This is a genomic window from Flavobacteriaceae bacterium HL-DH10 (assembly GCA_031826515.1).
GTDB classification, from domain to species: domain Bacteria; phylum Bacteroidota; class Bacteroidia; order Flavobacteriales; family Flavobacteriaceae; genus Thalassobellus; species Thalassobellus suaedae.
Window position 1 is genome coordinate 1732713 of the sequence record CP134536.1, and the last position, 24836, is coordinate 1757548.

The window sequence follows — 24836 nt, forward strand, 5'->3', positions numbered from 1 at the left end:
TTTAAAAATGCAAAGATATTCATTTTGTAAAAGCAAACGGATTTTAGATTACATTTGCTCGCTTTTATCCAAAAAAGGATAGATGATTTTTATTTACGCTTATGAGTCATCTATTTGAATCCATCGATTTTGTTGAAAATCCGCTTTATGAACAAATAATTTCAGATCTAGCTAAACAGCAATTTAGTAGTGTTGAACACTTTTTTTCTTTAGATGAAGTCGCTTTATTTAGACAATCTCTTTTAGAAAAGTACGAGGAAGATGCTTTTAAAAAAGCGGCTATTGGGAGTAAGTTGAATAAAACTATTGAAAAATCGATTAGAGGCGATTTAATTTTATGGATAGATGAAACGAAAGCAAACCAGACAGAATCCTTGTTTTTTAGTAAGATTAACGATTTGGTTACCTACCTAAATAAAACATGTTTTCTGGGTATTTTAAACAAAGAATTTCATTATGCTTTATACCCTAAAGACACGTATTACAAAAAGCATATTGATACGTTTCAAAATGATGATAGGCGTAAATTATCGTTTGTATGTTATTTAAATGAAGACGGATGGTTACCCGAAAACGGAGGTGAACTAGTTTTGTATTTAAATAAAAACGGTGAGGAGACCGAAAAAGTTATTTATCCGTTTCCAGGAAGAATGGTAATTTTTGAAAGTCAGATTATTGAACACGAAGTAAAACCTGTAAAAACCAAAAGAATGAGTATTACAGGTTGGTTAAAAACCCGATAGTTATTTTCGTTTTTTTCTGTTTACTACATAAACAATTATTAAAACTAAGGCGAGTACTAGAAACAATCCGTTTCCGCTTAAAAATGATAAGAAATCCATATTATTCTTTATTAATTCTGTTTTTGTTATATCTATAAATCAAATAAGCTAATAATACAAGCAATACAAATGGCAACATAGAGCCAATAAAAACACCTATTTCATATTCTTTACTAGGAGCGTTTTGAATTTTTTCTTCAAAATTGATGTCTTGTAATAAAGTAATGAATAGTTGCATATCAATAGTTTATTTTTTTGTTACAAAGTTAGTTGTTTTGAGAAAGCTGCGTAAATGTTTTTCTGAATTTTACAATTAATGGAATGCCTCTAGCAATAATCCAGAATGTAAGTGCTATAAAAATACCGTGTAGTTTGTAACCCATACTATCTAGCCAAAAAAGAATGGGTATAAAAATGATAAATGTTGAAAATAGCAATACATTTCTTAAATGTTTCATTTTACCTAAACCTTTAAAAATACCATCAAAAATAAAGGCGATAGCGCATAGAGGTTGCATGATAAGTATAATCCAAAATGAGTCATAAAAAAGATTTAAAACTTCGGGGTCGTTAGAAAAGAGGTTTCCTAATGGGTAATAGAAAATAGCTCCAATTATAGCCATAGCACAGCCAATAAGGATGCCGTATATAATTAATTTATTGCTTAATTTAAGAAGGGAATCGTATGCTTTAGCACCTAATAATTTTCCAGATAAAATATTGCCGGCACTAGCATAGCCATCGATAAAAAAAGCGCCAAAAAACCATAAGTTTATAGATATGGTATAGGCCGCAATGTATGCTGCTCCATAGCCTGTAGCAAAACGCGTAGCAAAATAAAGCGTTGTATTTAGCGCTATGGTTCTAACAAACAAGTTAAGAATCATGATAATGAATTTGTTTATTTCTTTATTTAAAGGGAAGCTTAGTTTTAAAGGAATACTTGTTTTTTTAAGTAAATAGTATACCGATAATAATGCCATTAAAAATTGGGCTGCTAAACTAGCGTAAGCCGCTCCTTTTATATTCATGGCAGGTATATAATTTTGAATACCAAATACAAATATATAGTCTAAAATAATATTTGTAAAAGCGCCAATAATGGCTATAATCATAGGGTAATAGGTGTTTTGTAAGCCTCTAAATGTTCCGAAAACAGCTATTGTAAATAGGGTAAAAGGAAAACCAAAAACACGTATTTTGTAATAGTCTACACTATATTCTAAGATTAAGTTAGAAGCGTTATATAGTTTGAAAATGTTTGTAGCAAAGGGATAGGTTGATAGAATAATTAAAATGCTTAGCGATGTAATTATAAAGATGGCTTGAGCGGGTAAGTTTTTTATTTTGTCTAGTTTATTAGCGCCAACATATTGAGAAACTATAGATGAAATAGCACTTCGTGTTTGTCCTAATACCCAAATTAACATTGAAATGAATGCGCCTACAATACCTACAGCAGCTAATGATTCGGTGGCATTTACATTAATATTTCCAACAATAGCCGTATCGGTAATAGATAATATGGGTTCTGATATGCCTGCGATTAAAGCTGGAATAGCTAATTTATTTATATGTTTTAAACTAATGTTTGTATTCATAAAACAAGTTCGTAACAGTAAAAAGGATGTTTACTTTGATTAGGAAAATAAATGGGGGTTAGTTGTTTGTATCCACGACGTTCATAAAATTTTAAATTTCGTGTGTTTTGAGAAAATGTATCTAATCTTATAGAAGTAATATGGTTTTTTAAAGCATAATCTTCAGCATACTGCATGAGCTGTTGCGCATAACCTTGTCCTTGTTGTTTTGGATGAATAGCTAACCGATGGATGTAGATATTATTGTCATTTTGAGTTAACCAGAATACAGGTTTATAAACGTCATCCATAAAAGTTGAAATAGTAATACAGCCAATAACAGTGTTTTGTATTTCTAAAACATATAATTCATTCCGTTCAAGATCTTTAAAAAAGGCTTCTTTATTAGGGTAAAAAGCATTCCATTGATAAATATTTTTATCAATCAAATTATTCGCGCAAGCTTTTGTAATTCGTATTAGATTATCAATATCTATTGGAGTTGCTTTGCGAATCATTTAAAAGTTTTACTTTTACGTCAAATTTATTGTAAATTTAGCTATCAAACTTTATAGATATGAAGAATATTTTAGTTCCAGTAGGATCATCAAAAAATGCATTAAGCCATTTACAGTATGCTGTAGACTTTGCTGAAGCTTTTGGGGCGAAACTGTTTATTGTGCAAGTATATAACGTATATACAAAAGCAGGGACCATGATTAAGGTTGATAATATTATAGAACGTGAAAGTAAAGAGTTTTTAAATAATTTAGTTTCTAAAATTGATACAAAAAATGTTGATGTTACCGTTAGGGTTTTAAAAGGAAAATTAATTGATACTTTAGAGTTAGCCTGTAAAGCTGCCAATGTCGATTTAATTTTAGTTGAGCCTAGAACAAACTCTATTAAAGATGAGGTGTTTTTAGGAAAGACATCGGGTAAAATTATAAAACAAACTCAAATACCAGCGCTTATAGTACCTGAAGGGTATATATTTAAGCCTATAAAGAATATTTTATTAGCAATAAAATCGGCCATTATAAAAAAGGAAAATGCTTTAAATCAATTGATAGATATAAAAAACAATTTTGATGCTGTTGTTAATTTATTGTTGGTTAAAACAGTTTATTATAATGAAGGTGATTTTGATGTCGAAGATAATTTAACTAGTATTGTAGCTAGTATAACAGAAACAGAAAATGCGACAACATTTCAAGGGGCTTTAGAATATTTTCAAACGCATAACCCAGACTTGTTGTGTGTGGTAAGGCGTAAGCGAGGTTTCTTTACCAAAAAATGGGAAAAAAACACGATTCTTAAAAAGGACTTCCATAGTAAAAGACCAGTTTTAGTATTAAGTGGTTTAAAATAAAACATGGGGATGTAGCTCAGTTGGCTAGAGTGCTTGACTGGCAGTCAAGAAGTCGTGGGTTCGAATCCCATCTTCTCCACTATTAAAAATAAAGGCTTTAGAGGTTTTGCTTCTAAAGCCTTTTTTAATTTGCGCGTATAAATAAACTTAATGAAATTTATTTTATATAAAAAATATATATTACAATTTAGTAGTAAAATTATTGAACAACTGATATAGAATATAAACCATAGGCAGATGTTCTTGTACAAGTATTCCTGAGAATTATTTATTAAATGAGGATTAAACCACATCAAAATCAATCAAAACAAAAACATTAGAAGGTTTTTTAAGCATTTTTAATTTAAATTTATGATTTATTCAAATTTTTATAAAATATTTGTTTTGAAAACTTTTAGATTAATGATTTTTTAGGATTATATGGTATTTTATAATTTTAAAATATAAGCGAATTAATTTATACCTAATACTATTAAAAAACAACACCTTAATAAGCTCATAAATGATTATTAACAACCTTTTAATGCATCAAATTAGATTTCTTTTTTTTATAATTTTAACGTGTACACAAGTTTCTTTTTCACAACTAAGAACAGTAAAAGAATTAGATATCAATTGGAAATTTCAAAAGGGAGATTTTGAAAATGCTTTTCAAGTAGATTTTAATGATTCTAAATGGGAAAACATAAGTGTTCCGCATGATTGGGCTATTTACGGACCTTTTGATAAAGACATAGATAAGCAGGATGTTGCCATTGTGCAAAATGGTGAAAAAGTAGCTACTGAAAAAACAGGAAGAACAGGTGCTTTACCACATACCGGGTCTGCCTGGTATCGAAATAAATTTACCTTACCAAATTACGAAAATAGAAAAAAAGTGATTTTACTTTTTGAAGGCGCCATGAGTGAGCCCCAAATTTATTTAAATGGCAAAAAAGTAGGAGCATGGGCTTATGGTTACAGTTATTTTTATTTTGATGTTTCAGAATTTATTAAAGAAGGCGAAAATACGTTAGCTGTAAAACTAACAAATAAAGAATTTGCTTCACGTTGGTATCCTGGAGCAGGTTTATATCGAAAAGTAAGTGTTATTGTAAAAAACAAGGAAAGTATCAACCAATGGGGAACGTTTATTACAACGCCATTTATTAATAAAGATGAAGCCAAAGTTAATATAAAAACAAAAGCTTCAATTAAAAATGGGTCTTTGATTACTACTATTTTTGATGCTGATGGAAATCAAATAAGTACAGATAAAACATCAATAGAATTTGGTAATGAATTCGATCAAAATATCAAAGTTCAAAATCCTAGATTATGGAGTCCTGAAACGCCTTACTTGTATAAAGCGGTTTCACAGTTGTTTGTTGGTAATGATTTGAAAGATGAGGTGTCAACACGTTTTGGAATCCGAGATATTAAATATGAAGCCAATAAAGGATTTAGTTTAAACGGAGAAGTTACAAAGTTTAAAGGGGTTTGTTTACACCACGATTTAGGTCCCTTAGGAACCGCAATAAATAAAGCAGCATTACGTCGCCAATTAACTATTTTAAAAGATATGGGATGCAATGCGATTCGTAGTTCGCACAATATGCCATCATTCGAGCAATTAGAATTGTGCGACGAAATGGGATTTATGTTTTTAGCCGAAAGTTTTGATGAATGGGCGAAACCAAAAGTGAAGAATGGCTACCATCGCTTTTTTAATGATTATGCCGAAAAGGATATTGTAAACTTAGTGCAAGCCACAAGAAACCATCCGTCCATTGTGATGTGGAGTTCTGGAAATGAAGTGCCAGATCAAAGGGGTGAAGCAGGTGTGAAACGGGCAAAATGGCTTCAAGATATTTTTCATAGAGAAGACCCTACACGACCTGTTACCGTTGGAATGGATCAAGTAAAGGCAACAATGGAATCTGGTTTTGGTGCATTATTGGATGTTCCAGGATTAAATTATCGCGTTCATTTATATGAAGAGGCTTATAAAAAATTTCCACAAGGTTTTATTTTAGGATCAGAAACGGCATCAACTGTTAGTTCCAGAGGTGTTTATAAGTTTCCTGTTGTTCAGGAAAAAAATAAACAGTATGAGGATTTTCAAAGTTCCTCGTATGATTTAGAAGCCTGTAGTTGGTCTAATGTGCCAGATGAAGATTTTGTATTACAAGATGATAAACCTTGGGTTATAGGTGAGTTCGTATGGACTGGTTTTGACTATTTAGGAGAGCCTACACCCTATGATGAAAGTTGGCCATCACGCAGTTCATATTTTGGGATTTCAGATTTAGCAGGACTTCCTAAAGATCGTTTTTATTTGTATAGAAGCAGATGGAATAAAACAGATGAAACACTTCATATTTTACCACATTGGAATTGGGAAGGTCGAGAAGGAGAAATAACCCCTGTTTTTGTTTATACCAATTATGATAGTGCAGAGCTTTTTGTAAATGGAAAAAGTATGGGAATTCAGAAAAAGAACGCTTCTACACCACAAAACAGATATCGTTTAATGTGGATGGATGTTAAATATGAGCCTGGAAACCTGAAAGTCGTAGCTTTTAATGCAGAAGGAATACCTGTTGCAGAAAAGGAACTTAAAACAGCAGGTAAACCCTATAAAATAATATTGGATCCAGATAGAAAAACATTACATGCCGATGGAAAGGACTTGTCTTATGTAACGGTATCGGTGGTTGATAAAAATGGTATTCCATGTCCAAAAGCAACAAATCAATTAAAATTCAAAGTAACAGGACATGGAAAATATAGGGCAGCTTGTAATGGAGATGCCACGTCTTTAGAAATGTTCCATTTGCCAACCATGAAACTTTTTAGTGGAAAATTAGTCGTCTTGGTTCAGTCAACTAATGAATCTGGAACTATTGAATTATTTGTTACAGGTCATGGATTAAAAAGCGGAAACTTGAAGTTGAATTCAACAGATTAGTTTCTCATCTCACAAAAAATAAATAAATCCAAAAGGTATTCTAACAAGCAACATCATAATATATAAACTTCTCTACATTCTAAAAAGCTTCAAAAGTTTATATTTTTGAGGCTTTTTTATTTTATAGCTAACAAATTTTAACTTATAATAATTTATTGAGTTCGATTAATATATTTTTGCATATGTTATTTATTTTTAAGTAATTTATAAATGTTTATCTGACACTTATAAAGTATGTCAAATATAATTAAGATTTATATAGTGAAACCAATTTTAAATTAAGTTTAAAATTGTCTGTAATGATATTATTGAACCTTTAAAAAGTATAAATAATTTCTAATTTCACCTTGTTCTGAGTCTGTTTACAGATAAGGATTATTTAGAAAGATGTTATGGTTTAAAAGAAGAACAATCAACCCATAGTAAAAACAATGGAATAGAGGTGCCTAAGATAATAGCTTTGGCACACAAAAATTTTTAAGTACCAGTGAGTTATTAGGGACTGAATTATTTCTTGTTTTCGGTTTTTCTTTTAAGAAAGAAAAAGATAATGAGCATTTAAAATAAATTTAATAAGCAACTAAATAAATAAAGTATATTATGAATAGATTAAAAAAAAGTATCTATGCTTTTTCATTAATGGGAATAGCACTTTTAAGTGTGCAATGCAAAAGTGATAAGAAAAAAAATACAGAAGAAACACCTCAAAATAAAACAGAAAATATGGTAACAATTTCAAAGGAGGCTTATGGTGTAACATCAGATAGCATTGCCGTGGATAAGTATATAATGAAAAATGAAAAAGGCATGGAAATAAGTGTCATTACTTATGGAGGGATTATTACATCTTGGACTGCTCCAGATAGGAATAATGATTATAAAGACATTGTTTTAGGGTATAATACTTTAGAAGATTATGAAAAAGAAACACCATTTTTTGGAGCCTTAATTGGAAGATATGGTAATAGAATTGCGAAAGGAAAGTTTTCATTAGATGATACGGAATATACATTAGCAACTAACGACGGCGCAAACCATTTGCATGGTGGTGATAAGGGATTTGATAAAGTTGTTTGGAATGCTGCTGAAGTTAAAACAGATAGTACAGCATCATTAGTTCTTACCTATTTAAGCAAAGACATGGAAGAAGGCTATCCTGGTAATTTGGAAACTAAAGTAACTTATACACTTACAAATGATAATGAATTGCAAATAGTTTATGAAGCAACTACCGACAAGAAAACCATTGTAAATTTAACGCAGCATTCTTATTTTAATTTAACAGGTGATTTTTCTAAAACCATTTTAGATCATGAAATTACTATAAATGCAGATAAATTAGTACCTGTTGATGCTACATTGATTCCAACAGGAGAACTTACAGATGTTGCAAATACGCCTTTTGATTTTAGAGAAGCAAAAGCTATTGAAAAAGACATTAACACTAAAGATGAACAACTAGAAAGAGGTTTAGGTTACGATCATTGTTGGGTGTTAAACAATCAAAATGAAGGTGTAAGATTGGTAGCATCTGCTTATGAAAAGGAAAGTGGAAGACAACTAGATGTTTTTTCTGACGAACCAGGTATTCAACTATATACTGGTAATTTTTTAGATGGTACACTACCTAGTAAACAAGGCGGAACGTATGCGCATAGAACAGGATTTTGTTTAGAAACACAACATTATCCAGATTCTCCAAATCAAGAAAATTTCCCAACAACGGTTTTAAATCCTGGAGAGAAATATATTTCTAAAACATCATTTAAATTTTCTGCGAGATAAATTAAAGTTTTTAGATAGTTTATATAAAAATCCCCGTAATGATAACATTATGGGGATTTTTTGTTTCTACTTAAAAAGAGAAAAATTAAAACCGTTTTCCTCTAGTTTTTTATATTTTTTATAATCAAATTTATATAAAAAAGCGCCTTTTTTTGACCCAGACATGTCCTTTTTGTTTAAAGGAATAAGTAGTTTTAGTGAGAGTAATTTTTTTCTAAAATTTCTAGAGTCTAATTTCTTTTGATGAATTACTTCATAAAGATTTTGTAATTGTGGTATGGTAAAGTTCTTTGGAAGTAATTCAATACCAATAGGGTAAAATTTAGATTTTCTACGTAATCGGTTTAAAGCATCTTCTACCATTTTATTGTGGTCTAAAACTAGCTTAGGAAGTTTATCTACTTCATACCACAGGGCGCCATGTTTTTTAACTAGTTCTTTATCATACTCATCAATTCTAATTAAGGCATATTGCCCTATAGATATACAACGCGCTCCAGAATCTCTATCCACCTCAGTATAGGTTTTAAGTTCTTCCATAAAAATATTATCTAGTCCCGTAATTTCTTTTAAAACTCTGTGAGCTGCCTGTGGTGCTGTTTCATTAGGTTTAACAAAACTACCAATAAGTGATAATTCACCTTTTAATGGGTTTACAAGTCTTTCAAAAACCAGAAGCTTTAATATGCCTTCATCAAAGCCAAAAATAATACAGTCTGTAGCAATAAATATTTTTTCTGCATTTTCATACCAATTGATTTTAGTTATCTGTTTTGTTATCATTATTAATTACTTTAAAAAGTCTATAGCTAGTGTCACAACTTGGTTTAGGTGTTCTGGCAGTGAATCTTTGTTCCAAGGATGTTTTGCTCCAAAAACATGATTAGCACCATTTATAAGCTTTAATTGACTGTTAGAATTCCATTTATGCAGGTTTTTTGCTTCTTCAATTAATACGCTAGTATCATGGTTTCCATGAATTATTAAATATGGAATGGTTAAATGAGTTACCGCTCGTTTAATAGACAGGCGTTCTTCATTTTTTATAAAATCTTCATAAAACTGATAATAGTGAGGCATTTGTTGTTTTGTTCGTCCGTTTAAAACGTATTTAACGCCGTCTTTCTTCCATTGTTCTAAATCACCTGTTGTTGATATTCTTTTTCCAAAACTACTAACACCTGCTAAACTAATAATTTTTTTAATTCGAGGGTTTTCTTCTGCTTTTATAGAAACAATACCACCTGCTCTACTGTGGCCTATTAAGTTAATATTTGTGAAATTTGAAATATTCTTTAAAGTATCATTTTTAGAAACCCAATTAATAACAGATTCTAAATCGTCTAATTCCTTAGTGTAATTATTATTACCAAAGGCTTCAAGATCTGGAAAATCTATGGGTTGCTCCATGGTGCCTCCATTATGAGAAAAGTTGAATTTTATAAAACAGAAACCGGCTTTAGCAAAAGCATTTGCCATTAAATTCCAAGCACCCCAGTCTTTAAAGCCTTTATAGCCGTGACAGAATATAATAATTGGTAAATTGATTTTGTTTTGAAGATAAGTAGCATCTATCAAAATGGGTTTTTGATGTTTGCCTTCAATAATAAAATCTTGTTTTAAAATCATTTTATCTCTTTTTCGGTAAAAGGAATATTAATATTACAAATCTCTAAAATAAGTTGTTTTAGTTCACTACTAAAATTTTCGAGAGTTTCTTTAGTTATTAATATATCTTTTTTTGCATAATTACCTGCTTTATCTTTTTTCGCAAACTTTAAAAAGCCAGCACTCAAATTTTTAAAAGAAATAATGCCTGCTTCAATAGGGAGTTTTACGTCTTTAGAAAGTTGCATCATATAAGCATAAGTAAGTATTTGAAAACTTTTGCTGTATTTAGTATAATCTGTTGTTATATCTTCCCAATTTACAACTTCCACTTTATTTAATTCAACACGCCCTGTTTTATAATCTATAATTCGCGTTATGCCATTGTATTCATCTACTCTATCAACTTTTCCTGTAAGCGTTACAGGAAAATCTAATTCAGGAATATCAACTTGTACATTGTTTTCCAGTTCAATAGCTAGTATTTTTATTTGGTTACCAGCTTTTAGTTCTTTAATTTCTAGATCTAAAAAATTAGAAACATAGCGTTTAGCAATCTCATAAATAATTAGATTTTTTCCTTTGGTTATATCACCTTCTTTATAAACATCAGTAAAATGATGTGTTACTATTTTATCAATATCTTTTTTAAGTTTTTTGATTCCCTCTACCGATAAAAATGTACCAATTAGGGGCTTATAAAAATCCTCTAGGGTATTATGAACAACGGTTCCTAAGGTATTGGCAGCAACCGTTTCTTCAACATCATTATGCTCTTTAATTTTTAAAATTTTCTGATAATAAAAATCAATAGGATTTCGAATGTAATTTGTAAGTGATGAAGGTGAAAATCCTTTTTTTGCAAGTTCTTTAAGTTTTAATTGTAAATCGGGTGTTTTTTCAATAACGTTTAATGTAGGCGTAATTACGGGGATTTGTGGTGATATTATTTGATGATTGATAGGATGTATGCCTTCTAATTCTAATTGCGTTATAAATCTGCTTTTTTCTCCTCCAGTTAAAATATCGGCTTCGGTATTATATAAAATATAAATATTTTTTGCGCGTTGTAAAAGGCGATAAAAATGATATGTATAAACGGCATCTTTTTCTTTATAAGTAGGCAAGTTATTTTCTATTTTAACATCAAAAGGAATGAACGAGTTATTACTTTTTCCTGAAGGAAGTACACCTTCGTTAACAGATGATATAATAACGGTCTCAAAATCTAGAACGCGAGATTCTAACATACCCATAATTTGTAAACCTTGTAATGGTTCGCCTTGAAAATCTAAGCTTTCAGAGCTTAATAACTCTTTGTAAATACTATATAAGGTTGATACATCTTTAATATGATTGTATTCGGTATTTAATTTGATAAGCTCATTAAATAATGCATAAAAACGAAATAAATATTCTAGTGATAGTAAGTTAGAATCTTTGTCGTTATCTAAATAGTTTTTTATACTTAGTATTAATTGTGAGCAGTTATTTAGAGCTAAATCAATAGATGTATTCCAATTAGAAAATAACAAATCGATAATGTCATTTGATTTGTTAGCTATTTGTTTTAAACGTGCTGTTGTTAAATAAACAATGTTGTTTGCATCTATTGTTTCAATTATTTGCGATGCATAATCTACATGATCAATAAAAAATAAAGGTCTTATAAATTGATGTGATAGAATATTAATAACATCTTTATAATAAAAAGATACTGAAGTATTTTTATGAATGTAAAATAATGCTTCAAAAAGCGATGATAGTGGAATGCTTTTTAACGGAAAACCCATAGTTATATTTAGGGCTTCTATATTTTTAGGGATAGAATTTAATACAGGAATTAATAAGTTTTCATCACCTAAAACTACTGCGGTATTTTGTAATGACTTATTTTGTTTTTCTATCGATTTTAATAATGATCCAATATATTTAGCTTGTCCTATATTTTTTGGAATCCCAAAGACTGATATATTTTTTTCTTTGGAATAATTTGTCGTTATCCAATTAAAAGTATTGTTTTTAAAGTGTTTCCAATTTGTTTTATGCTGTCTTGTAAATAAAGCAGCATCATGCTTAGGGTTGTTTATAAAAACAGCATCTATATCCCAATATGTTTGTGCTAATTTATTTTCAAGGAGCTGTTGTATAATGGTTTCTTCAGCAGTATTTAGAGCATTAAAGCCTAAAAAAACATGTTGTTTTTTAGGGTTATCGTCAATATATGTTTTTAAATTTTGGACTGCTTGTCTATAAATTAGACCTTGATAGCCTATATTTTTATTTAAAAGAGCCTTGGTAAAGTGATTATAGTAGTCGTAAAGTTTGTTCCAGAAGGAGAGGTAATTTTTTACAAATTCTGTTTTTTCTTTTTCTAACGACCAATGTTTTAAATCTTGGATAGCACTTAAATAGTTGAATATTTTATCTTGTGGTATTAAGTACCTGTCTATTTCATTAAAATCTTGAAGCAGTATTTGTGCCCATTTTGAAAAAGACTCAAAAGAGTCGAGGTTTTCTTTTTTTGTTAATTCGGTATAGCTATTATAAAACTCAAAAAGAAGTTCGGTATTTGAAACTGTTTTTAGTTGTGATAGTGCTTCTACAAACTCTTCTATGCTTATAATTTCGGGAGCAAAAATAGTTTGATTAGTAACTTTTTTAAGTTGATGTTTTAAAAATAGTCCTGCCCTTTTACTCGGTAAAACAAAAGTTAATTGAGAGAGATTTACATGTTTGTTTTGTAAATCTTTTAAAACATCAAATATGAAAGTTGTCATTCTATAAAAATAAAAAACGCTTCGGATATCCGAAGCGTTTTTTTGTAAAACTTATTTTATTAAAACTATTTACTAGTTTTTATTTTGCTAAGTTAATTTCAACACGTCTGTTGTTAGCTCTACCTTTACGAGTATTGTTAGAATCGATTGGTTTAGCTTCTCCATATCCTAGTGCAGAAAGTCTGAAAGCATCAATACCATTTTCAATTAAGTATTCTTTAACAGAATTTGCTCTAGAGTCAGATAATCTTTGGTTTAGTTTCTCGCTACCAACACTATCAGTATGTCCTTCAACAGTAAATTTAGCTGTTGGGTATTCTTTAAGTATTGAGATAATATCAGCTAATACAGCCTCAGATTGAGATTTGATAGTAGATTTTCCAGTATCAAATAAGATCGTTTTAGCATATTCATTAAGCGTTTTTTGAACTTCTTCACTAACTTCTGGACAACCACTGTTAGCTACAGTACCTTTAACATCTGGACATTTATCATCTTTATCTAAAACACCGTCACCATCAGTATCTGGCCAAGGGCATCCATTGTTTGCAGCAGGACCAGCAGTGTTAACACATTTGTCATCAGCATCAGTTACACCATCACCATCAGCATCAGGACAACCAGCTAAAGCTTTTAATCCAGCAACTGAAGGACAGTTATCATCTTTATCGGCAACACCGTCACCATCAGCATCAGGACATCCGTTAAGCTCAGCTAAACCAGCTTCGTTAGGACAAGAGTCTTTGCTATCTTCAATACCATCACCGTCAGTATCAGGACAACCATTGAAAGCTTCTAAACCAGCAACATCTGGACAAGCATCATCTTTGTCATATATACCATCACCATCAGTATCTGTTCCACCAAATTTGATAGAAATACCAGCTGTATGTTGGAAGTGAGTTGTTAAGTAATCTTCAAATGCATGTTTGTACGAAGTTTGTATTGTTAAACCAACATTGTCGCTAAACCATACATTTAAACCAATAGTACCGTTTAAAGTACCAGCACCAATTTCGTCAATCCAAGTGTAACCACCACCAACACCTACGTAAGGGTCAAGAGTTGTATTTTGTAAGAAATTGTATTTAATAGTACCATCTACTCCATAGTAAGATAAATCATCTACTTCGTTAGTGGTATCTGGGTTTGTGCTAATATCACCCCATTTATCTATTTTATTTAAAGAACCCGCAACTCCAAAAGAGAAACCATCACCAACGTATTTAGATACAGAGATAGTTGATAAAGAAGGTAAGATGTTCCAGTGGTCAGTCACGTTAGCGAATTCATCAAAAATAGTTTCACTAAAAAGTCCGCCATCTCCATTAGGATAAGCGTCTACAGCGTTAACCCCAATGTTAATTTGCCATGGGTTGTTTTGGTCTTGCGCATTAGAGTTGCTATAACCAAGTACAAGCAACATTGCGAACAATAATCTGCTAAGATTTTTCATATTCAAAAGTTTAATTTTTAAGTGTTAATCGTGAACAAAAGTAAGTTGTTAAATTTTATTAACAAAGATAAATATATGAAAAAAAAGAAGAAAACTACTATTCATCAATAGTTCAGAATGATTTTAGATAATTTTTATTCTTTTTAAACTTTAATAAACCCTTTAAAATTCGCTGCTAGATGGACTTTTTAATCAAGAACAATTTTCCGTAAATGTATTCTTTCTTTTCTTTTTAAAATTTTCAAAAAAAAAGCTGATAGTGCTTTTTTTTTCGTTTAAAAACAGCTTTTCAATATTTTATTGTAATTGTCAACCATAGCCTACATAGTACGTATAAAGTAAAATCAACCTCAATATTAGTGGAAGTTTTGTGTTTCATTATATTTCTTTTGCTGTAATAACACGATCTGTATATACTAGTATTTTCTTTTTTACGGTGATTTGCATGTCTTCTAAAACATCTTTATATAATTGCAATTGCTGCTTGTGTTTCTTGTCTTCACTGCCTGTTTTATAATCAATAATAACAGCTTCGTTTTTAGTGTTTATTACCACTCTATCAGGTCTTAATATCATACCTTCTTTGGTAATAATATCTCGTTCGTTATATATAGTATAATTTGAAGTGTAATAATTTTTTAGTAGCGGATGGTTTACAATCTGTATTACAGTATTTTTTAAAGTAGCAGCTTGTTCAGTATTTATTATAGATGCATTAATACTATCTGCTATAACAGAATCAATATTATCTTTTGTATTTATTTGAGCCATGATGTTATGAATAAGGTTTCCTTTTTCTATAGCTTCTTCTTGTTTAGTATCCCAAAGGAATCCAGATTTAGTAACGACTTTAATGTTATGTTCTTCTTTAGACGTTGATATAAATTCTTGCTGAATAGACGTTTCTTTTGATGTTATTGTATTTTGAAAAATCCTTTTAGGGTTTCCAAAAGAGTATATTAATTGCGAATCATTCCAAACATTAATATGCTGTAAATAATTTATAAATAATCCTGAATATTTTTTTGCTTTAGCATCGTTTTTCAATGCATCGTCATTTTTGCTAATAATATATAATTGTTCGGCTGCACGGGTTAGGCTTACATATAATAAATTAATATTATCTAATTCTTGTTCCGATTTGTGGTTGATATATATGTTTAGACCAGCATCACCATAATGTTCAAAATCTTTATTATAGTTTAATAAAGTATGCTGAAAACCATTAAATTTTTCTTTATCTAGTGGAAACCATTCTTTGGGTTCTAACTCTCTATAAATATCTAAATCGGCAAAAGGAAAAATAACGACAGGGAATTCTAGACCTTTAGACTTGTGAATAGTCATAATTTGAACCGCATTTTGTCCTTTAGGAGAAATAATACTTAAGCTTTCTTTTTTCTTTTCAAAGTAGGCTAAAAATCCAGAAATATCGGACCCTTTTTTTTGTGAAAAATCTAAAACAACATCTAAATAAAATTGAATGTAGGCATTAGATGTTTTAACTAAGTTAAAATCACGTACAATAGTTTCAGCTAAGTCGTATAGAGGCAGCTGGAGCAACGTGGCATTATTTATATAAATATTGAAAGTTTCAAAACTCTTAAATAAATCGGAAATTGATAAATTAATATGGTTGATAAAGAATTCGTGCTTATCTTTAATATTAAATAAGCTTGCTAGATAATTTAAAGCAGAAATTTTTATTTCGTTATTTTTTGGTTGAATTAAAAGCGTTAATAAATCATTTACAAAATTTACTTCTATTGAGTTTGAAATTAATAAGGTTTCAGATGATACAATTGGTATTTGGTGTTGACTTAAATAATTTGCTACAGCAACGCCTTCTTTTTTCTTTCTTACTAAAACACAAATGTCTTGTAGTAAATAGTTGTTTTCTAAACAGCAATTTATGGTTGCTAATACCTTTTCTGAAAAAATAAGATTTCTATCGTCTTCTTTATCAATATTTAAAAATGATAATTCAACATAGCCACTTTCATTTTTAGAGCTATTTTGAGATGCATTTTCATAAAGTGTTTCGTAATCCTTTTTACTGAAAACATGGGTTGAAATAAATTTGAAAAAATCATTATTAAAATGAATTATTTCTTTAAAACTTCTATAATTTGTTGGTAAATTTTCTACGCTTTTTTCAACATAAAACGGATTGTCATTATTGAATAATCCAATAAATTGTTCTGCTTTTCCACCACGCCATCTGTAAATAGCTTGTTTAGCATCACCTACTAGCATGGTACTTCCTGTCTCGGTTGCTAATGAATTACCTATGAGCGGAATTAAATTTTGCCATTGCATTTCTGAAGTGTCTTGAAATTCATCAATAAAATAATGATTGAATTTTTCACCTATACGCTCATAAATAAAAGGCGTGGGTTGATTTTTAATTTCATTACTAATAATGGTATTAAACTCTGAAATAAGCATTTTATTCTGCTCTTCTTTCAACATTTTTAATTCATTATTGATTGCATTTAAAACAGATAAAGGGGTTATGTTTTTGTAAAATGATTTTAGAAATTTAAGACGAAAAACAGAAGTCTTGGTTTCATTAAAAGCTACACCTATTTGAGGTTGAATTTGTTCTATTATTGAAGCAATTTCATTGGTAACACGTTTTGGATAAAGTGTTTTTGATCCAATATCTTCTTGCCACTTGGCATCAAAATTAATGTCAAAAATGTTTTCTGCTAACTTTTTAAAATGTTTTGGTAAGTAGCTTCCAGAAAAATCATTAAACTCTAAACCGGCCTCTTCAATTAAAGCTAAAATACTTTTCGCATGGTCAACAATATAACTTTCTAAAATAGAAATTTCTTTTTTTAACTGATTTTTCAGCACTTTAAAATCGTCTAACGATTTATCTTTTAATGTTTCAATAAAAGGGATATCATTTTCATTAACCAGTAGTTTTGCAATTTTATTAAAATCAAAAGACACATCCCAACTTTTGTCATCATCAGCTTTTTCAATAGCAAAATCTATTAAAACCTTGGTTAGTGCATCGTTAGTTCCTGCTTTTGCTATGAGGCTATCTACGGCTTCATTTAATAGCGCGTCTTGATCTAATTCTACTTCAAAATTTAAAGGTAGTTTTAAATCATGAGCAAAGGTTCGTATTAATCTATGTGTAAAACCATCAATAGTCGATATATCAAAAGCAGCATAATTATGTATAATTGTATTTAGTAATTTTTTAGATTTTTCATGAAGCATTATGGGTTCTATATTTAATTCTTCACAAATAGTTTCAAACATACTATTTGGAGATTCTAAAATAGATGCATCAGAAAATTCTTTTAAGGTATCAATAATGCGGTCTTTCATTTCGGCAACTGCTTTATTGGTAAATGTGATAGCTAAAATGTTTTTAAAAAGATAGAGATTACTGGTGTTAAATAGAATTTTTAAATAGGCTTTTACTAGCGTAAAGGTCTTTCCGCTACCTGCAGAAGCGTTATAAATAGCAAAAGGTTGATTTGATGGCATAAAACAAATTTGGATACAAGATAAAAACTATCAATGGTTTGATAACAATTTATTATTTTTAATTAACCTGTTTTATCCGTAAATTTGAAATAAATTAAATATTAATATTTTAAAACAAAAAATTATGGCTTTTGAATTACCAGAATTGGGATATGCTTATGATGCTTTAGAACCTCATATAGATGCACGTACCATGGAGATACACCACTCAAAACATCACCAAGGATACACAAACAATTTAAATAATGCTATTGCAGGAACAGATTTAGAAGGAAAATCTATTGAAGATATTCTTGCAAATTTAGATATGAATAATGGTGCTGTTAGAAATAATGGTGGTGGTTTTTTTAATCACTCATTATTTTGGAGTATTATGAATCCAGAAGGAAAAGGATATTTATCTGGAGAATTAAAAGATGCTATTGAAGCAGAATTTGGTTCTAAAGAAGGATTTATGGATGCTTTTTCTAAAGCTGCAGCAACACGTTTTGGGTCTGGTTGGGCTTGGTTATGTGTGCATAAAGGCGGGAAAGTAGAAATATGTTCTACACCAAATCAAGATAATCCTTTAATGCCAGGTGTTACTTGTGGAGGAACACCTATTTTAGGAATCGATGTTTGGGAGCATGCTTATTACTTACACTACCAAAACCGTCGTCCAGATTATATTAATGCATTTTTTAATGTAATTAACTGGAATGAAGTAGAGAAACGTTACGCTGAGGCAAAGTAAAAAAACTAAACCTTTAAATATTTTAAAGCAAACTCCTTAATTGGGTTTGCTTTTTTTATGGCGTTACCTTTCCTGAATTAATTTTAGGAACAGGTAAGACTATCTAATATCTCTTTTTGTTAGTTATTATGAATTTGTTTCAGAATTTCATAATATTTTGAAAAATGAAGCCAGTATTATACCTAACATAAAAATAGAGTTATATAAAAATGAAAAAGGCGAACGAATGTTCACCTTTTTGCCCCAAATCTACCATGAACTTAACCTACTTATGTTATGGTTCTGCTAAAATAGAATAGAATAAAGGATTGATAAAATATTTTAGTTAAACGACTAATATATTAGCTTAACAGGATTAGCAAAAAAAGATAGAGGTGAAAGTTTTTTTATTAAAAGAAATAATTATGCATAAAAAAAGGCGAACAGATGTTCACCTTTTTTTGCCCCAAATCTACCATGAACTTAACCTACTTATGTTATGGTGAGTCTAATTTAGATGTATTTTAGATAAACTGATTATTTTTTAGATGAACAGCACTTTTTTTAGGTAAAATGTATTTTATTCAATTTATGTATTATAAATTTATAAAAACATCAATTAATAAGCACGTTCATTATTGCCTTCGTAAAAATTGATAAATGCTCGGTTTACAACTCTATTTCCACCCACAGTTGGATAGTTTCCTGTAAAATACCAATCGCCTAAATGATTAGGACATGCTTTGTGTAAATTTTCTACTGGTTGGAAAATAATTTTCACTTCAGCTTTTATGCTTTCATTACTTAATAATTCTGAAATTTTATCTGAAATTTGTTCATCAGTAAACGGATCATAAATTTCCTTTACGAAGTTTTGAACATTTTTATCTGCTAATTCCGTTTGTTCTATGCATTTATTATAAACATCTTTTACTATATGGTATTTGTTGTTGTCTTTTAATAATTCTAAAGCAGCTCTAAAGGCTACTAAACTTTCAAGATTTGCCATATCAATACCGTAACAATCAGGATATCTAATTTGTGGTGCAGACGACACTACAATGATTTTCTTAGGATTTAGGCGGTCTAGCATTTTAAGAATGCTCATCTTTAAAGTGGTACCTCTTACAATACTATCGTCAATAATAACTAAATTATCAGTAGGTTTAATAACGCCATAGGTAACATCGTATACGTGAGCAACTAAATCATCTCTACTGCTATCTTCTGTAATAAATGTTCTAAGTTTTACATCTTTTATTGCTATTTTTTCAACTCGAGCGTGCTCAGATAAAATCTCGGTGACTTTAGCTGCTGATAACGAGCGTTGCCCATTTAGAATAGCATTTGTTTTTGTTTTATTAATAAACGCATCGGCGGTTTCTATCATTCCAAAAAATGATGTTTCAGCGGTATTTGGAATATATGAGAATACGGTATTTTTTGTGTCATTATCAATAGCCTCAAGGACTTTAGGCATTAATAATTTCCCTAGCATTTTACGCTCTTGGTATATTTCGGCATCGCTTCCTCTCGAAAAGTAGATACGTTCAAACGAACAAGCTTTCTTTTCTAAAGGTTGTAATATTTGTTTTAGTCTTACTTCTCCAGCTTTTTTCATTATTATGGCTTGTCCTGGTTCTAATTCCTTAACGTCTTCAAATTTTACATTAAAAACGGTTTGAATTACAGGGCGTTCTGATGCTACAACTACTATTTCATCATCTTGATAATAATATGCAGGTCTAATACCTGCAGGGTCTCTTAAAACAAATGAATCTCCATGCCCTATAAGCCCAGCCATGGCATAACCTCCATCCCAGTTTTTGGCAGCACGTCTTAAAATTTTTGCCACTTTAAGGCGTTCTGCAATAAGTGGTGAGGCTTGTTGTTTATTGTAGCCTTCTTTTTTAAGGTCTTTATAAATTTTACTTACAGCATCATCTAAAAAATGACCAATTTTTTCCATGATAGTAATGGTATCGGTATACTCCTTAGGGTGCTGTCCTAATTCAATAAGATTGCTAAAAAGCTCTTTAACATTAGTCATGTTAAAGTTTCCTGCCATAATCAGGTTTCTGTGCATCCAGTTATTTTGTCTTAAAAAAGGATGTACACTTTCTACGCTATTTTTTCCAAAAGTACCATAACGGACATGACCTAATAAGACTTCTCCTATATATGGGATATGTTTTTTTTGTGCAGCAACATCATCCATGTATTCAGGATGTGCTTTAAATTCTTTATTAACGCGTTCATTAATTTGAGCAAAGATATCTTGTATAGGTTGTTGTGCTATCGAGCGCACTCTGCTTATATAACGTTCTCCTGGATTTGTATTTAGTTTAATACTAGCAAAACCGGCACCATCTTGTCCACGGTTATGCTGTTTCTCCATCATGAGATACATTTTGTTTACACCATAAAAGGCGCTACCGTATTTTTCCTTGTAAAATTCTAGAGGTTTTAAAAGTCTTATAACTGCTATTCCACATTCGTGTTTTAAGGCATCACTCATAATAATAAATGTTTTCGCTTTTCTCGTTATTTTATTTCAAATCATTGAATCTATGATTTCGTAGAAATAACGAATTTTATTTTTAATTAAAAACGCACTCTTTTAGAGCGCGTAGTATTATGATAATTCTATTTCAAATTGCGTTAATTGCTTAAATTGCAATAATCGTTTATGGACTTCATCGTTCGATAAATTTTGCATACGTTCAGTTCCAAATTTTTCAACACAAAAAGACGCTAACGTTGAGCCGTAAATAACTGCGTTTTTCATATTTTCAAAAGAAGTATCTCCAGTATTTGCAATATAACCAGCAAAACCGCCTGCAAATGTATCTCCAGCTCCAGTAGGATCAAAAACTTCTTCTAAAGGTAAAGCAGGAGCATAAAAAACATTGTGATCATGAAACAATAATGCCCCATGTTCTCCTTTTTTAATCACCACATATTTAGGTCCCATAGCATGAATTTTTCTGGCGGCAACTACTAATGAGTATTCACCAGTAAGTTGTCTAGCTTCTTCATCGTTTATGGTGATAACATCTATACGTTTTATAACGTTTAGTAAATCGTCTAAAGCACAGTCCATCCAAAAATTCATGGTATCTAAAATCACCATTTTTGGTTTTGTTGTCATTTGGTCTAGCACGCTAGCTTGTACTAGTGGGTGTAAATTACCAAGCATAACAACTTCGGCATCTTTATAATCTTCAGGAACTACAGGGTTAAAATCGGCAAGTGTGTTTAGTTCTGTTGCTAAAGTATCACGCGAGTTCATATCATTATGATAGCGACCACTCCAAAAGAATGTTTTACCTTCTTTAACGATTTCAATTCCTGAAATATCAATATTTTTACTGGATAATAAATCTAAATATTCTTGAGGAAAATCGCCGCCTACAATAGAAACCGCAGTGGCATCAACATTAAACTGCGAGGCAGATAAACCGATGTAAGTTGCTGCTCCACCAAGTATTTTATCGGTTTTTCCGAAAGGTGTTTCAATAGCATCAAAAGCTACAGTACCTACTATTACTAATTTACTCATGAATAGAGTTATGATTTTTGTGCAAAGATAGGTTATTTAAATATTTAGGCAATAAAATTTTTTTATTGAAAAGCTGACTTATTACAACTCACTTAGGTGTTTCAACAATTCACTAATTTTCATTTTTTTAATAAACTTATATCATGCATTTTTGCTTCAAAATAGAATATTATCATGAATAAACTCTTGTTAGGTAGAAGTAATCTTTTTATAGCAATAATGATGTTTATTATTATTAGTGTTTTATATTTTGGATTGGCAGGGTTATTTTTCAATAGGTATCCATTTATAGCGTTATTTTTTGGTTTAGTTTCAGCTTTTGTCTCAGCATACTTTCTTTCGGTGGTAGTAAATAAGGAAGCTTTACAAACTCATAAACATTTAAATTTATTGTTTGTATATGCTTTGAACACATTCGCCTTTCCTTTTTTTATTGGGTTTTTAACTATATATATTGAAAAATTAGTAGCCCCCATGCAGAAGCTTTTTATTGAAACATTTTCTAATCAAATAGCAATAAATTATTTAACCTTTTTAGGACCTTATTTTCTTATTTTAACTATTAGTATACACTTTTTGTATTTTTATAAAGCAAATAAGAAAACAGTTGTTAAGCTTATGCATGATGATGCAAAAAGTAGTATTAGTTTAAGTCAATTAAAAATGCAATTAAGTCCTCATTTTTTATTTAATAATATTAGTACTTTAACTAGTATTATAGAGGAGAACCCCAAAGCAGCAGTTAATTTTTCTGAAAACCTTTCTAACATCTATCGTTATTTATTAGAAAAAGAAAAAGAGGATATAGTTAGTCTAGATGAAGAATTAAAGTTCACTAAAATGTATATTGAATTACTTTCCGTAAGGTTTGAAGAAGCCTTTGATTGTAATATTGAAGTTGTTGATTGTAATAATAAATATATCATTCCATTATCTATTCAGCAAGCCATTGAAAACATTGTTAAACACAATGAAATTAATGCTGAGACCCCATTAAAAGCAACCGTTTTTGTTGATGAGAATAAGGTTGTAATTACAAATACTTTAAATCCAAAAAGAACTATTAAAACCTCTTTTAATATGGGTATTAAGAATATCTCCGATAGGTATTTGTATTTCACAGATGAAAAAGTAACTGTTTTTAAAACAAAAGATGAATTTAGAATTGAATTACCAATATTAACTCTTGAAGCATAAAATATGAAACCAATTTATTTACTAGTACTAGCATTATTTTTTTGTGGTTGTAAAGTTGATCAAGAGAACGTTTTAGATGTTGAATTTAAGGTTGTTGATTTTACTTTTAAAAAGGAGTTTTTTGACACGCATACAGAAGATGAAAGAAACAAAGCTTCAGCAATGTTAACTAGTATAAACAATTATTTTAAGTTTACCAAAGACGGCAAACTTTATGTCGATTCAACTTTTGGGAAAACATTTTTAAACGATTCTATTTTTAATTACAAAATAGATGGAAATATTATAGAGTTAGAGGGTAAGTCTGGTAAAAATGAAATTATACTTTCAGGAAGAAGAGAAGAAAATTTTATTGATATTTATTTTGAAAATGATATATTTAAAAGAGTAGGACTATTAAAGCCAAAAAAAGCACCAATAAATAAAAACAAAGAGCTTGTTGGGAGTTACGTAATAGGAGGATATGGCTTAGGTTACCGTTATCAAAAAAACACAAATTTAGGTCATGATTTAGTGCAATCTACATTAAAATCACAATTTCAATTTAAACCTAATGACACCTTGGTGATGCCTCAAGAATTTGGAAAATCATTTTTTGGCGAGCATATATTCCATTATGCTTTTGATGGGAAATTACTTGTTCTTGAAGGTGAAATAGGTAGGTTTGACATTCCTGTTGAAAAATGGCAATCAGAAGGTACATTTGAGTTATTGCCAAACGATGGTTATTTTACAAGTTTAATTTTTTCACTCCCAAGAATCACAAATAAATAATTAAGGTTAATTCGTTAAATGAAAACAGTAATAATAGAGGATGAATTACCGTCGAGTAGAAAGTTACAGCGTATGTTGGAAGACTTTAATTATGAGGTTTTAGCATGTTTGTTTTCAGTAAAATCTGCGATTAAATGGTTTGAAACATATGATCATCCAGATGTTTTATTTGTTGATATTCATTTGTCTGATGGTTTAAGTTTTGAGATTTTTAAGCATGTTGAAATTAAAAGTTTTATAGTTTTTACTACTGCATATAGTGAATATAGTATTAAGGCTTTTGATTATAATAGTATTTCTTATTTACTTAAACCCATAAACAAAATTCAATTAGAAAAGGCAATACAAAAAGCAACAACTATTAGTCAAAATAAAATTAAGTTATTAGCTTTAAAAGAAGCTGTTGAAGAAAACAATGTAGCGTTATATAAAAACAGATTTGCTGTTAGAATTGGTAAAAAATTAAAGTTAATAGAAACGAATGATATTGAATGTTTTTTTAGTTCAAATGGTATCACTTATTTGCGTTCAAATGAGTTTAATTATATTATTAATACAGCATTAATAAATCTTGAAGGAGAATTAAATCCTAGTGTTTTTTTTCAAATAAGTAGAAAATGTATTATTAACATTAACGCTATTAAAAACATTGTATCTTATTCTAATAGCAGATTAAAATTAGAATTAAACTCATATCAAGAATCTGAAATTATAGTAAGTCGAGAGCGTGTAAAAGATTTTAAGAAATGGATTAGTGATGAAAGTTAA

18 protein-coding genes and 1 tRNA gene are annotated in these 24836 nt (G+C 29.9%); 9 read left to right on the forward strand and 10 right to left on the reverse strand.

Translation table 11 applies throughout. From position 1 onward, the window contains the following. The first annotated feature begins 101 nt into the window (after window positions 1-101). Window positions 102-743 carry a 2OG-Fe(II) oxygenase gene (locus tag RHP49_07570; GenBank protein ID WNH14103.1) on the forward strand — a complete coding sequence of 214 codons (642 nt, stop codon included), beginning with the start codon at window positions 102-104 and terminating at the stop codon, window positions 741-743. Between the two features lie 100 nt (window positions 744-843). On the opposite strand, the gene RHP49_07575 is transcribed toward RHP49_07570, so the two are convergent. From RHP49_07575 to RHP49_07585, 3 genes are read right to left on the reverse strand one after another with little or no spacing between them, the layout of a single operon-like run. After that, on the reverse strand, window positions 844-1020 hold the full coding sequence (locus RHP49_07575) for a hypothetical protein (protein WNH14104.1): 177 nt from the start codon (window positions 1018-1020) through the stop codon (window positions 844-846). 28 nt (window positions 1021-1048) lie between these two features. After that, window positions 1049-2383: an MATE family efflux transporter gene (locus RHP49_07580; protein WNH14105.1), complete on the reverse strand. Its 1335-nt coding sequence runs from the start codon at window positions 2381-2383 to the stop codon at window positions 1049-1051. Next, window positions 2380-2880 (reverse strand): GNAT family N-acetyltransferase, encoded by a 501-nt coding sequence (locus RHP49_07585; GenBank protein WNH14106.1) that lies wholly within the window; start codon window positions 2878-2880, stop codon window positions 2380-2382. The genes RHP49_07580 and RHP49_07585 overlap by 4 nt, the downstream gene beginning before the upstream one ends. A gap of 59 nt (window positions 2881-2939) precedes the next feature. Between RHP49_07585 and RHP49_07590 the strand changes: the two genes are divergently transcribed. The 4 genes from RHP49_07590 to RHP49_07605 all read left to right on the forward strand — a co-directional run bounded on the left by RHP49_07590 (window position 2940) and on the right by RHP49_07605 (window position 8469). After that, window positions 2940-3734, forward strand: coding sequence for a universal stress protein (locus RHP49_07590; protein WNH14107.1), 795 nt, complete (start codon window positions 2940-2942; stop codon window positions 3732-3734). 5 nt (window positions 3735-3739) lie between these two features. Beyond that, a tRNA-Ala gene (locus RHP49_07595) sits at window positions 3740-3813 on the forward strand. 444 nt (window positions 3814-4257) lie between these two features. After that, window positions 4258-6684, forward strand: a complete 2427-nt coding sequence (locus tag RHP49_07600) for a DUF4982 domain-containing protein (GenBank protein ID WNH14395.1) — start codon at window positions 4258-4260, stop codon at window positions 6682-6684. Window positions 6685-7284: 600 nt separating this feature from the next. Next, window positions 7285-8469 (forward strand): aldose epimerase family protein, encoded by a 1185-nt coding sequence (locus tag RHP49_07605; protein WNH14108.1) that lies wholly within the window; start codon window positions 7285-7287, stop codon window positions 8467-8469. A gap of 66 nt (window positions 8470-8535) precedes the next feature. Here the strand turns inward: RHP49_07605 and RHP49_07610 are convergent, their stop codons facing one another. The 5 genes from RHP49_07610 to RHP49_07630 all read right to left on the reverse strand — a co-directional run bounded on the left by RHP49_07610 (window position 8536) and on the right by RHP49_07630 (window position 17823). Then, window positions 8536-9252, reverse strand: a complete 717-nt coding sequence (locus RHP49_07610) for a DNA mismatch repair protein MutT (protein ID WNH14109.1) — start codon at window positions 9250-9252, stop codon at window positions 8536-8538. A 6-nt stretch (window positions 9253-9258) separates the two neighbouring features. Further along, window positions 9259-10098, reverse strand: coding sequence for an alpha/beta fold hydrolase (locus RHP49_07615; protein ID WNH14110.1), 840 nt, complete (start codon window positions 10096-10098; stop codon window positions 9259-9261). Then, the gene (locus RHP49_07620; protein ID WNH14111.1) at window positions 10095-12857 is read right to left on the reverse strand and encodes a PD-(D/E)XK nuclease family protein; all 2763 of its coding nucleotides are present in this window, start codon (window positions 12855-12857) and stop codon (window positions 10095-10097) included. The genes RHP49_07615 and RHP49_07620 overlap by 4 nt, the downstream gene beginning before the upstream one ends. A 79-nt stretch (window positions 12858-12936) precedes the next feature. Further along, window positions 12937-14313, reverse strand: coding sequence for an OmpA family protein (locus RHP49_07625; protein WNH14112.1), 1377 nt, complete (start codon window positions 14311-14313; stop codon window positions 12937-12939). Window positions 14314-14691: 378 nt separating this feature from the next. Further along, window positions 14692-17823, reverse strand: a complete 3132-nt coding sequence (locus RHP49_07630) for a UvrD-helicase domain-containing protein (GenBank protein ID WNH14113.1) — start codon at window positions 17821-17823, stop codon at window positions 14692-14694. 124 nt (window positions 17824-17947) lie between these two features. On the opposite strand from RHP49_07630, the gene RHP49_07635 reads away from it, so the two are divergent. After that, window positions 17948-18556 carry a superoxide dismutase gene (locus RHP49_07635; GenBank protein ID WNH14114.1) on the forward strand — a complete coding sequence of 203 codons (609 nt, stop codon included), beginning with the start codon at window positions 17948-17950 and terminating at the stop codon, window positions 18554-18556. Between the two features lie 598 nt (window positions 18557-19154). On the opposite strand, the gene RHP49_07640 is transcribed toward RHP49_07635, so the two are convergent. Next, window positions 19155-21053 carry an amidophosphoribosyltransferase gene (locus tag RHP49_07640; GenBank protein ID WNH14115.1) on the reverse strand — a complete coding sequence of 633 codons (1899 nt, stop codon included), beginning with the start codon at window positions 21051-21053 and terminating at the stop codon, window positions 19155-19157. Between the two features lie 117 nt (window positions 21054-21170). Then, window positions 21171-22097, reverse strand: a complete 927-nt coding sequence (locus RHP49_07645; protein WNH14116.1) for a PfkB family carbohydrate kinase — start codon at window positions 22095-22097, stop codon at window positions 21171-21173. A gap of 174 nt (window positions 22098-22271) precedes the next feature. Between RHP49_07645 and RHP49_07650 the strand changes: the two genes are divergently transcribed. Genes RHP49_07650 through RHP49_07660 form a run of 3 tightly spaced genes read left to right on the forward strand, consistent with a single transcriptional unit; the run spans window position 22272 to window position 24836 of the window. After that, window positions 22272-23294, forward strand: a complete 1023-nt coding sequence (locus tag RHP49_07650; GenBank protein WNH14117.1) for a histidine kinase — start codon at window positions 22272-22274, stop codon at window positions 23292-23294. Window positions 23295-23297: 3 nt separating this feature from the next. Next, a complete protein-coding gene (locus tag RHP49_07655; protein WNH14118.1) occupies window positions 23298-24068 on the forward strand; it encodes a hypothetical protein in 771 nt (256 codons plus the stop codon). An 18-nt stretch (window positions 24069-24086) separates the two neighbouring features. Further along, complete coding sequence (locus RHP49_07660; GenBank protein ID WNH14119.1) at window positions 24087-24836, forward strand: LytTR family DNA-binding domain-containing protein; 750 nt, start codon at window positions 24087-24089, stop codon at window positions 24834-24836.

Excerpts from the sequence above, each read along its gene's own strand:
- RHP49_07570 (WNH14103.1), top strand. The coding sequence starts at position 102 with ATGAGTCATCTATTTGAATCCATCGATTTTGTTGAAAATCCGCTTTAT.
- RHP49_07575 (WNH14104.1), bottom strand. The coding sequence starts at position 1,020 with ATGCAACTATTCATTACTTTATTACAAGACATCAATTTTGAAGAAAAA.
- RHP49_07580 (WNH14105.1), bottom strand. The coding sequence starts at position 2,383 with ATGAATACAAACATTAGTTTAAAACATATAAATAAATTAGCTATTCCA.
- RHP49_07585 (WNH14106.1), bottom strand. The coding sequence starts at position 2,880 with ATGATTCGCAAAGCAACTCCAATAGATATTGATAATCTAATACGAATT.
- RHP49_07590 (WNH14107.1), top strand. The coding sequence starts at position 2,940 with ATGAAGAATATTTTAGTTCCAGTAGGATCATCAAAAAATGCATTAAGC.
- RHP49_07600 (WNH14395.1), top strand. The coding sequence starts at position 4,258 with ATGCATCAAATTAGATTTCTTTTTTTTATAATTTTAACGTGTACACAA.
- RHP49_07605 (WNH14108.1), top strand. The coding sequence starts at position 7,285 with ATGAATAGATTAAAAAAAAGTATCTATGCTTTTTCATTAATGGGAATA.
- RHP49_07610 (WNH14109.1), bottom strand. The coding sequence starts at position 9,252 with ATGATAACAAAACAGATAACTAAAATCAATTGGTATGAAAATGCAGAA.
- RHP49_07615 (WNH14110.1), bottom strand. The coding sequence starts at position 10,098 with ATGATTTTAAAACAAGATTTTATTATTGAAGGCAAACATCAAAAACCC.
- RHP49_07620 (WNH14111.1), bottom strand. The coding sequence starts at position 12,857 with ATGACAACTTTCATATTTGATGTTTTAAAAGATTTACAAAACAAACAT.
- RHP49_07625 (WNH14112.1), bottom strand. The coding sequence starts at position 14,313 with ATGAAAAATCTTAGCAGATTATTGTTCGCAATGTTGCTTGTACTTGGT.
- RHP49_07630 (WNH14113.1), bottom strand. The coding sequence starts at position 17,823 with ATGCCATCAAATCAACCTTTTGCTATTTATAACGCTTCTGCAGGTAGC.
- RHP49_07635 (WNH14114.1), top strand. The coding sequence starts at position 17,948 with ATGGCTTTTGAATTACCAGAATTGGGATATGCTTATGATGCTTTAGAA.
- RHP49_07640 (WNH14115.1), bottom strand. The coding sequence starts at position 21,053 with ATGAGTGATGCCTTAAAACACGAATGTGGAATAGCAGTTATAAGACTT.
- RHP49_07645 (WNH14116.1), bottom strand. The coding sequence starts at position 22,097 with ATGAGTAAATTAGTAATAGTAGGTACTGTAGCTTTTGATGCTATTGAA.
- RHP49_07650 (WNH14117.1), top strand. The coding sequence starts at position 22,272 with ATGAATAAACTCTTGTTAGGTAGAAGTAATCTTTTTATAGCAATAATG.
- RHP49_07655 (WNH14118.1), top strand. The coding sequence starts at position 23,298 with ATGAAACCAATTTATTTACTAGTACTAGCATTATTTTTTTGTGGTTGT.
- RHP49_07660 (WNH14119.1), top strand. The coding sequence starts at position 24,087 with ATGAAAACAGTAATAATAGAGGATGAATTACCGTCGAGTAGAAAGTTA.